7 protein-coding genes are annotated in these 10,383 nt (G+C 64.4%); all 7 read right to left on the bottom strand.

Translation table 11 applies throughout. From position 1 onward, the window contains the following. A partial coding sequence (locus RLDS_RS0128065) for a hypothetical protein (protein ID WP_031298026.1) occupies positions 1-3,455 on the bottom strand: 3,455 nt, incomplete at its 3' end. Then, the gene (locus tag RLDS_RS39265) at positions 3,452-3,847 is read right to left on the bottom strand and encodes a hypothetical protein (protein ID WP_021225903.1); all 396 of its coding nucleotides are present in this window, start codon (positions 3,845-3,847) and stop codon (positions 3,452-3,454) included. The genes RLDS_RS39265 and RLDS_RS0128065, both read right to left, overlap by 4 nt. Before the next feature lie 67 nt (positions 3,848-3,914). Next, positions 3,915-5,777: a phage tail protein gene (locus tag RLDS_RS39260; protein WP_152528038.1), complete on the bottom strand. Its 1,863-nt coding sequence runs from the start codon at positions 5,775-5,777 to the stop codon at positions 3,915-3,917. 1 nt (position 5,778) lies between these two features. After that, positions 5,779-6,180, bottom strand: a complete 402-nt coding sequence (locus tag RLDS_RS39255; protein ID WP_021225901.1) for a DUF6950 family protein — start codon at positions 6,178-6,180, stop codon at positions 5,779-5,781. Then, entirely contained in the window at positions 6,177-6,728 is a 552-nt protein-coding gene (locus RLDS_RS39250; protein ID WP_021225900.1) for a hypothetical protein, read from the bottom strand. Before RLDS_RS39250 ends, RLDS_RS39255 begins: the two co-directional genes overlap by 4 nt. Beyond that, positions 6,728-7,336 carry a hypothetical protein gene (locus RLDS_RS39245; protein WP_021225899.1) on the bottom strand — a complete coding sequence of 203 codons (609 nt, stop codon included), beginning with the start codon at positions 7,334-7,336 and terminating at the stop codon, positions 6,728-6,730. Before RLDS_RS39245 ends, RLDS_RS39250 begins: the two co-directional genes overlap by 1 nt. Then, entirely contained in the window at positions 7,333-10,383 is a 3,051-nt protein-coding gene (locus RLDS_RS39240; protein ID WP_021225898.1) for a hypothetical protein, read from the bottom strand. Before RLDS_RS39240 ends, RLDS_RS39245 begins: the two co-directional genes overlap by 4 nt.

Genomic DNA, 10,383 nt, shown 5'->3' with positions numbered 1-10,383 from the left:
GCGCTGGTAAGGTTGCCACCTGGTACGAAGCGAGCGTCAAACTTGATATTGTTAACGATGGCGTCGATTGAGCGGGCGAAGGTCTCTCCGACATCCGCAATGTTTGACGCTTTGACGATAGGACCTACAACACCAGGACCGCCGATAATGCTGCCCTCGCCCATGCCGATGATTTTTAACAACGTGCCCTCGGCGGTAACAACAGCGCCAGTGTTGCACCAGATAGGCTCGGTGACGATTAAGTCGCGCCCCTTCCTGAGCGCATCGAATATCGCAGATGTCAGCCGCGGGCCGTCATCAATCAGCGAATCACCAGCAATATGCGCGGCAATCAGCGCCCGCTTGGTGCGGTAGATATTGCTCGATCTGAAATGGATCGGCAGGACCGCCTGCGCACCTGTGAGAATGGCACTGGGAGAGAGTGAAAGGCCGTTGCCGTCGATGGGGATAACATTCGCGCCTTCACTTGGTATCCGCCCAATCGCCTCAATATTGTCGGGATCGCCCAGCGCGCCGATCGTGTCATAGGCTGCCTGTACCAGATCGGCCGCCTGATCGACGACATCCTGCCCATCAATCTGCGTGCGAACCGCGACCGTCCACAGTCCCGCGCCCAGCGAACCACGAACGACCGGCAGGATGCCCGACCCACTGACGTTGTTGGACAGGACATAGCCAGGCTTGGCAGGGTCGATCGCGAATGTGGTACCAAGGTTCGGGCTGCCGCCATCCGAACGCAGCAGGTCGGCCGTGGGCAACCACCCATCCGTTTTGACCCGGCCATGCGCGCCGGGGCGAATATCCTCCCAAGCAACGCCGGCGAACGCGGTGGGCAGGTCGGTCGCGGTCATCGGCCGCACCGTGCCCGCGCCATCGCTGTCGACGGCCAGCGCCATGCCCATCAGGATCGTCGTGCCGCTGCTGTTCTTCAGCTGCCGCTCTTCGTCGCTAAAGAAGGGGCGATAGCGTTCGCCAACCGCATATTCAGAGACGATGGCGACGCCGCCCAGCGCCGCGTTCATGTCGGCGATGATTTCGGCATTGGTCATCGCCAGATAATTTTTGTTGAGGACGATATCGATCGGCGCCAGCGCATCGACATGCACCGTCAGCGTGATCGGCGAAGCGGTGCGGTTGCCCAGCTTCGCCTTCAATGCGGTGATGTCCGCCTTGGTGCTGGCGTCGGAAATGTCGATATAGCCATAGGCGTAGCCCGAAAGGCCGACATCGCCATCGACCTGGGTGACGCCCTCCGTTCCGGTCTTGCCGAACAGGATCGGCGTTGCGGCGTTGGAAACGGCCACCTTCGATCCCGGGCCGGTCGTCGCTGACGTGATCCGCAGCGCACGGCCGAAATCTTGGATCCGGAACGCGGCGGGGCTGTTTCCATAGCCCGTCAGTTCCCAGCAGCGATGATCCGCCGGCTGATTTTCCGGTTCATCGGGCAGCCATGGCTGCGCCGCCATGCTGATTTCCCCGCCCAGCGACGCATGCGCCAGCAGCGCGCGGTTCATGACCATCGACCCGATCGATTCGAGGCGATAGCTCCAGCCTGTCGTATCGACGGCCGTCAGGGGGCCGCCGACCCATTCGACCGTCGACGGCTGCTCGAAATTGCGCTGGTCATGCGCGGAAAAGGCGGCACGACGACCCTTCAGCCGGCATTCGTAATAGCCGTAGAAGGACCCTGACGTGGTGCCGATCGCGATCGGGTGCTGCGATGGCCAGACCGTCGTGCCATGATAGGCGTCGGCCGCGTCATTGCCGCGATGCTCCACCTCGACATGTCGCCAGATCAGGCAGGTATTTTTCTTGTAATTGGCATTGTCGACATGGCCGCCATAGCGCTCGCCCTCGGCGATCAGGGTCACGCCTTCCAGATACTGGTTCGCGTTAAAGTCGATCGTGCTGGTCGCGCGGATCTCGTCGATCGGCGTGTTGGCGGGCAGCGACCCGTCGATCCGCGTGCGCCCCATGCCCTTGCCGCGAAGGCCGATGAACGCGCCATCCTGGCCGGGCAGCACCCCATCGGTGCCGTTGGTGATCTTGCCCAAGCTGTGTTCGAAATAGGTCCCTTCGTCCAGTTCGACCATCGCGATCGCGCCGGGCCCCGCCAGCGCGGTCGCCGCCTTCAGCGCTTCTGCAATGCTGCCATAGTCCGACACGGGCAGCTGCGCCCCGACCCGCTTGCCCGTGCCATAGACGGTGGCCAGCGCCTGTTCGACGGCCGATGCGCGCGACACCTCGCCGGCCAGCATCAGCGTGCGCGGCACCGGCAATTCGCCATTGCCGCGCGTTCGGAACATCTTGATCGAATAGCCGGTCAGGCGGATACGCTCAGCAACCGTCGCCGGCGTCGCGTCAGTAAGGGCGATATAGGCGCGCAGGTCCGAAAATTCCGACAGGTCGTCGGGCGCCAGGAAGGAAAAGCCCATCACCCGCTTGGTGCGTTGACCGGTCGCCAGGTCGATCGTTTGATAATCGCGCCGGTTGGCGGTCAAGAAATCGACCCAGGTCAGGTCGAACTTGCCGGCCTGCATGTTGATGGCATGGGCCCGGTCCCATCCCGGACTCGTCTCGAACACCAGCTCCAGTTCGGGCTGCCCGCCCTGCATTGCTTCGCGCAATGCGCCGGTCAGTGGTAGTTTCCATTGGAGGATGGTGCCCGCGCCCGTGGCGCCGATCTCCACGGTCGCGCCCATGTCGCGGCCCGCCGCGTCCAGCAGGACCTGCGCGCCGCCATTCATCTTCAGCGCGGGCTCGATCGACCGGAACACATCGACCTTGGGCGCCGTCGCCGCGAAGCGATTGTCCAGTACCGCATCCGCACCCGTGGTGGCGGTAGACGCCGGCGTGGCGACGACTTCATAAACGCAGGACGTCACCTTGAAATAGCGCACGGCGCTGGTCGGCGCATTGGGCGCGATCTGCAGCGTCGGCCCGACCCAAATTTCGTCGCCCTGCATCACATAGAGATAATCGCGGGTCAGGACCGTGCTGCCCTCGGCTTGCTCCGCCGCCAGCGCCGATCCTTCGTTCAGGTCGATAAAGCCAGTGTCGCGATCGGCCCGCACGGCGTTGCCGCCAAATGGCGTCGCCGCCCGGAAGCCGACACTGGCTTCCATCACGACGGGAAAGCGGATGGTGCAACCCTTCAGGCGCTGCGCCTCTTCCTTAGTGAAGAAGGTGCGCGGCAGCGTGAAGGAGCCCGCGCCCGTCTGCCCTGCGGGGATGGTGAAACCGACGACCCGCCCGCCTTCGACGATCGCCACGGCCCCACCGTTCGCGCCATTGAGCGCGGAAGTGAACGGCAGCTGCTCGCCCGACGTCGGCCGAATATTGGGAATGGCCTCGCCGGCCGCGATCGCTTCTTCCACCTGCGCTTCCTGCTCGCTGGTCAGGCCAGGACCGCGCAGACCGCGCGCGCGGTCCCTGATAGGCGTCTGCAAATTCATGTGTCGTCCACTCCGGGCTCAAGGAAGAAGGCGCCGGTCCAGAGCGTGTCTTGCGCCCCGTCCGCATAGGTCAGCTTGATTTCGTGGAAATGCCGGTCCGCTTCCCCGACTTCGGGCGCATTGAGCCCGGTCGGCATCGCTTCCAGCGTCGCGCGCGACAGGGCTGGCTCCACGCGCAACGTGCGAAGGCCAGGCTCGCTTTCATGCGCGGCATCGGTAAAGGGCACATCGACATGCTCGCCGATCGGTTCGCCGGGCTGACCGGCATATTGCCGCACCTGCATCGAAATGCTGGCCCCGGTCAGCGGCAGCTCCGCGCCCTCATAATCAAGCTCCAGCACGACGCCGAAGGGCCGATTACGGGCAGCGAACAGGTCGCGGGTCACGCTCATGACGCGCGCGCTATCGCGCCGCGAGCCGCAAAGCGCGGCGCGGTCATAAAGTGCATTTTTCTTTCCTTCAGCTGATCGTGGCGCTGATCGGCCCGGCGGGCTCGCTCGGGTTGTTGTCGACGTCGAAAGCGACCACCCACCACAGATAGTCACCGGCCGCCGCCGGGTCGGTTATCTTCTGCAGCTGGCCCAGGCCGCCATAGATCGGCCCGGCCACTTCCGAGGCGGCGCCGATATCGTCGATCGTTCCGCGATAGGCCCGGCAATATTTGAAGATCGACTGCGTGGGATTCTGCCAATGCAGGACCGCTTCGCCGATACCACCATCAACCGTCAGCTCGCTGACGGCATCCAGACCGCTCCAGGCATCGTCATCCGCCTCGCCAGGCGGCACCAGCGTCGGCGGCGGCGGCGCGGTGCCGGTCGCCGCCAGCGCGGCGGCATGCTTTTCCGTCGTCTCGGTTTCGAAGGTCACGGTGACGGTTGCCGTCCCGATATCCTTCGTGATCGCCGCCACCACCACGAGATGGTCGACGCCCAGTTCGGGGTCGATCAGATGATAGGCCTCGCCCAGCTTGATGTGCCAGAGCCGCGGTTTGAGCGGATAGGTCCACCCCGTCAGTTCACGGCGATTGTAGAGCTCATAGGATGTGATCTGCGCGCTCTGGTCCTTGTCGGTCACCAGTTCGCAAGGCCATTCCTCTTCCTTCAACTCGCCGTCGAGGGCGACATAATCTTCGACCGTGATGGCGTCGGACTGGACATACTCCCACTTATTCGCCTCCGACCGGTATTTCGGCACCATCGAATTGACGCGGTCACGATAGGTGCGCATTCCCGGCGCAACACGTTCGCCCTCCGCGAAATCGTCATTCGTGATCGTGTCGAGTGCCACCTTGGGCGACTGGAACCGGACGGAAAGCAACCCCCCGCTGATCACCGGTGTCGCCGCGCCAGCCGCGCAGATGCGCTTCAGATTGTCCCACAGGCTGATGCCAGGGCCGTCATAGACGAAGCCGTTGACCTCCCAGCCATTGGCCTCACACACATTGGCGAAGGCGGTCCAGGCTGGCCAGTCGATCTCGTCATAGCCGAAACCGCACCCGCACATGCGCACGCCGGCGAATCCATTGCTGTTGTAGCGGCCCCGCGCATAGGTAACGGCGTTCAGCGCGACATTGGGATCATATTCAAAACTGTCCTCATCGTCCCAGCGATGCGGTCCCGCGCCGCCGGGAAACATATCGTCCTTGCGCCAGTCATAGACCTTGGCCCATCGGCCCACGACGCCATGGACGGGAATGCCGTTCGCCCAGCGCTTATTGTCCCGATCGAAGCGATAGCTGAAGAGGCCCGCAGCATAGCCCGACAGCTTGTAGGTTGAGCCCCAGTCCGGAATGGCGCCCCACGGGCCTGCCAGCGCGTCGGGCTCGGGCCGCAGGCCCAGCTGCCGGTCTAGATAGAGCCAGCTGTTGTAATAACCGACAGCGGAATTGCCGCTGAAGGCGATCGTGTTCCAGTCGAACAGCACCGCCTCGATCATCGCGGCCGTCGACGCCGACCAGATCATGACCTTGGACAGATAGGGATTCTTTGTCTTCCCGACCTTGCCGCCATAGCCGACATCGTGGCGCAGCGTGCCGGCGGTGAAGCATCGGCCCATGCCATAGGGGACCGGCGCATTCGCATCGATCGTCACCTGATTGACGCCGCCCAGGATGCCGGGCTTCTTTTGCAGCAGCTGCGCGCCGACCGAGGCAGCCGCCGACACGGCCGTGGCGATCGACGCGACGGAGCTCACCGTATTGGCCAGCGCGGCCGCCTGCACCGTATTGCCCAGCAGCAGCTGCGCACCGCCGATCGCGCCGAACCCGGTCGTCGCCAGCGCGGCGACACCCGCCACCATGGCTACGGTTCGCAGGGCCCTCATGTCAGGCGCGCCAGGCCGCAGTGATGTTGCCCAGGTCGACCATCAGGTTCACCGCCTCGTCATGATCCTGATGCCAGCCCATGAATTTATACCCGCACCGGATCAGCGCCGCGTCTCCGCCATCGCCGGCGATCACTGCGATATCGGCGTCCAGCATCATGGCCGGCGCGATTCGGGGCAGGATGGCGTCGAACGCCGCGACCAGCCCGCCGGCGGCCTTCATCGCCCGCACCGCGCCGGTCAGCGATCGGTAGCGTGGCAGCGTCGGCGGTTTGTGCCCCATCTGAAGCAAGTGAAACCGCACCATGCGCACGCAATCGGCCGTGTGAAAGTCCAGCACTTTCCCGCGATATTTGTTGGCGGTCGCTTCCAGGGCCAGCCGCCGTCGCTCCAGATCCTTCACGAAGGGTTATCCGCGCCCCACGCGGTCGATCGCGGCATGCCGGTCGCATTGGCCATGCCCATCTCCCCGGGAAAACATTTCTGATGAAACCGGTTCGACAACGCCTGCCCGCGCATTACCAGGAACAGGCGCCGCGCCGTACTTTCGAATTCCACGTCGATTTCGCGCCGCCCTTTTGACGCCTTGGGCGTGACCGTGTCGATCGTCAGGTCCGCCGACAATTCCGGCATGCCCATGACCCTGCCGATCGATCGGTCGACCTCGCCCAGCCAGAACCGCATGCGCGATCCCTGCATGGCCGGATTGTTGATCGCGATGCCGGCGGCGGTGGACGGCGGCAGGAACGTCATCTTGCCACCGGGCGCTTCGTCACCGGTCTTTTCCTCGAATGCTTCGGCGCTGCCGATCGTGCCGAACAATTCGTCGACACTGTCGTAAAGCTCCTCGCTCCAGTAAACGAACCCGCCATCGCACATGCGAATCGTTCGGTCGGGCAGTTCGATCTTCATCAGCGCGACCAGCGTCAGCACAGATCCGGTGAAGGCCATCAGCGCGCCTCCTGGATCTCGAACTGGATATTTTCCCGGTATCCCGACAGCGCCTGTTCCCAGGCGATCTCGCTGCCCACGATGAAGCCCTCGATCATGGGCTTGGCGACATGCAGGACGGATCCCGTGACGGGAGGCTTGCGCAGCGGCAGCGTCAGCTGCAGCGACACTTTGCCGTCGGCGCCGGCCTTTGCGGGCGCGCTGACGAAATCGAAATAATGCTGGCCGGAAATCTCCAGGCTGATCGGCTGTCCTTCGCGAAAGGCATAGCGTGGCGCGACGTTCATCACCGCCAACGTCGTCCCGCCCTGCCCCGCGCCATCGATGACGATCGCCGATCCGTTCGCTACATTGGGCGTGCCAGGATCGAAGTCGTCGAGCGGCCAGTTGGTGCGCACGCCTTCCATCTTGCCCCGGATCAGGCGGTTGACCAGGATGCGCCCAGCCGCGCCCCGAACTGGCGGCATGGTGATGGCCAGCGCATAGCGGTTGCCCAGGCGGTTGATGCGCTGCATCGGCCCGCCGCTGTCGGGCGTCAGGAACCCGCCAAAGTCGATCAGTCGTGGCGCATCGAGGCGACGGCCCGGCCGCGCCGGCAGGATGATCATGGAATCACCCGATTGCGCTGCCGCGCGATCGCCGTCTGCGCGCCGTTCGATCCCGCGCTCGCGGCGGCCGACGCCATCGGTGCGGCGACTGCGGCGGCACGGCCATCCACCTCCACATTGAAATAGGGGGACGGCATGACATTCAGCCCGATCTGCAACGGCGGATAGGAACCCGACACCGCGCGCTCGGCCGACGCCACGCTGGGCATCGTCGGCACCTTGCTGGTCAGCGTGCCGGCACGCAGCGCGTCCAGCGTATCCACCCCGATTCGCGCGGTGGACGCGGCGTCGAACACATATTCCTGGCCGTGCACGACGCCCGCGACGGATCCACGCGCACCATTCCCGGTCCAACCGCCGGCGATGAACCCGGGTCCCAGCGCATCCGCCATGCTGGCGACATTGCCATAGGCAGTCTCGAGCGACCCCGCTATCGCGTTGCCGCCGCCGCTGATGCCCAGCAGGCTGCCTCCGAACTTAATGATCCCGCCGATCAGGCCCCCGCCGCCGGCCATCGCCTGCTTGATCTGCAGCCGGATGACATCGGCGATCAACTGGTTGAAGAAGTCGCCAGCGACGCCCTTCAGTTTGATGAAGCGCGTGGCGCTTTCTGCGAGCTCATCATTGAGATTTTCGAAGAAGCGGACCTCAGCCGTCTCCAGTGCGTCATCATAGTCGAAATCCGCGAGTTCCTGCCGGTACTTGTCCATCGGACCTGCATTTTGACGAGCGAGGACCTCGCGGCGCAACGCTTCCGATCGCTGCTGAAAACTATATTCATCGGCCAGCTGCGCGCGCCGGGCGGGATCCTTCTCCGCCTCCATCTGCCGTTGGATGGCGAGGCGCGCCTGCTTGCCCTCGATCTCCAGTAGCTGCAGGGCAATGCGGCGACGTTCCTTAGCGGTCCCCGCAAGTTGGTCCTGCAGCTGAAGCAACTCGGCTTGACCGTCAAGCTGCACCATCTCACTGTCGATTGCCTGTTGACGCAGTGCGACGCGCTCGCGCTCGGCGATCACCGCCTTTTCCTTCTCGGCATTTTCCGACGCGATCAGCTTGACCGCCTCAGCCTCGGCCTCGGTCCATTTTTTCAGCGCGACGCCCTTGTCGGCCGCCCGCTCGATATCCTCCCGGGCCAGGTCGACCTGGCGCCGGTCATTGTCGGCAAGTTCGCTGATCGTCACGAGGCGCGACTGCTCGACACGCAGCTGCTGGTCCTTCACCCGGCTCAGCAGCGACGCATAGGCGTCCTCGTCGCGGGTCTGACGGTTCGCGGCGCTCTCGGCCGACCGCGCGATCGCGTCGCTTCCGCGCTGTGATTTGCCGAATGCGACATGGAAATGATCGTCGTGATCTTTGTCGCCGGGGCCAAGCAGTTCCTTGATGCTGACGCCCTGGCTTTCCAGATAGGCCCGGATTTCAGCCTTCGACACCGAACCCATGCCGCCCTTCGGCACGAAATCGACCGCCTGACCGCGATAATGGTAGGATCCCGCGACATGCTTCCCACCGGTCGTGGACGTGATCGTGCCGCCAAACTGATCCGTCAGCATGCCGCCGACGCTTCGAGGTGTCAGGCGGCCGTTCCGGGCATCGCTTGCAGCCCGCGTCTCGGCCGCCTTCCGCTCCTGTTCCGCTTTTAGGTCAGCCTCACGCCTCTTGTTGATCGCGGTAACTGTGGCATCGTAGCTTTTCGCGAGCTGGTCGTTTGCACCTGCCAAGGCCGTTGCGCGTTCGATCTCCCTGTCATAGCGGGCATTGATCGCTTTCACGGGGTCGGCGGCCGCCTCGGCACGTTCTTTAGCTGCTGCTATTCGCGCCGTTCGTTGCGTCCGCCGGGCATCTTCAATCAGACTTTCGGCGTTCCGCTTTGCCTGCTCGGCCTCCCGTAGGCGCTGCTCGGCGGCGGCGGCGGCGGCGACATACACCTCCATCTGTTCGGGCGTGGTGCCGAAACGGGGATTGTTGACCAGTGCATTTGCGTCAGCCGAGTTCTTGCGAGCGGCGGCGAGTTCGCGCTCGGCTTTGGCCAATTCGAAAGTGCCTTTTACCTCGGCGCTGAGCGCGTCCGCCAGTTTGGCGGCATTGATTTGCCGCTGGCTTTGAAGGCCTCGCTCCATTTCTTGATTGAGCCGGCGCTGCGCATCGATCTGGCCCTCCAGCGTATTGGTATAGGCGGCGTGCGCCTGTCGGGATATTTCCGCCTCTTGCGCGTCCTTCTTCAGCTTCTCGATCGCGTCGCCCAACGCGTCGTTGCCCTCCAGCAGCTTCGCCACCCATGGGGTCAGCGCCACGACGGCTGCGCCCAAGGCGATGCCCCACGGGCCGCCGAGGAAGCCGAGAAAACCCTTGGTCTCGCCGGTGATCAGGCTGATCGCCTGGATGACCTGACCCGACTGTTGCGCGAAGATGATTGATGCCGATGTCCCGGACGCATATTGGGTCGCGACGTCGCCCAGCTGATAGGACAGTTGCTGATAGCCCGCGCGCGCTTCGCCCGACACCGCGACCTGCTTGCGGTGGGCCGTGGTGCTGGTGCCCAGTTCGCGCTCGACCGCCTGCAGCACAACCAGCTGCTCGCGCAGCGCGGCCGCCTCCTGCTCTGCATTGGCTGCGGCGGTCGCGGCCGCGACGGCATAAGCGCGCGTCGCGGTCGAAGCGCCGCCGGTGGACTGGTCGGCGCGGGCGGCGGCTTCCGCCAGCGTGCGCAGGCTCTGCGCCTTCGCCGTGGCGGCGGCCGCCGCTTCGCGCGTCGCATTCGCGTCCAGGATCTGCGCGGCCGCCTGATCGGTGGGGGCATTGGCGGCCTGGCGGGCAGCCTCGCCGATGCGGCGGAACGTGTCCTGATAGGCCTTTTCCGTCTGTTTCAGGCCCGGCATGCCGCCGGTGCCGACCTTGGCCAGTTCCTTTTCGACCTCCTCGATCACGTTGATCGCAGCGCCGTTGAAGTCGTTGATGACCGTCTTGCCGGCGGTCATCGCAGTGCGCAGGCCGTTGATGTCGCCGGATACCTGGAGGTAGAGATCGCGGCGGTTGCCCCTGCCTGCCAT

The organism is Sphingobium lactosutens DS20, from assembly GCF_000445105.1.
Classification (GTDB): Bacteria; Pseudomonadota; Alphaproteobacteria; order Sphingomonadales; family Sphingomonadaceae; genus Sphingobium; species Sphingobium lactosutens.
The sequence above is the reverse complement of the archived record's forward strand: the minus strand, read 5'-3'. Positions and strand labels throughout refer to the sequence as shown.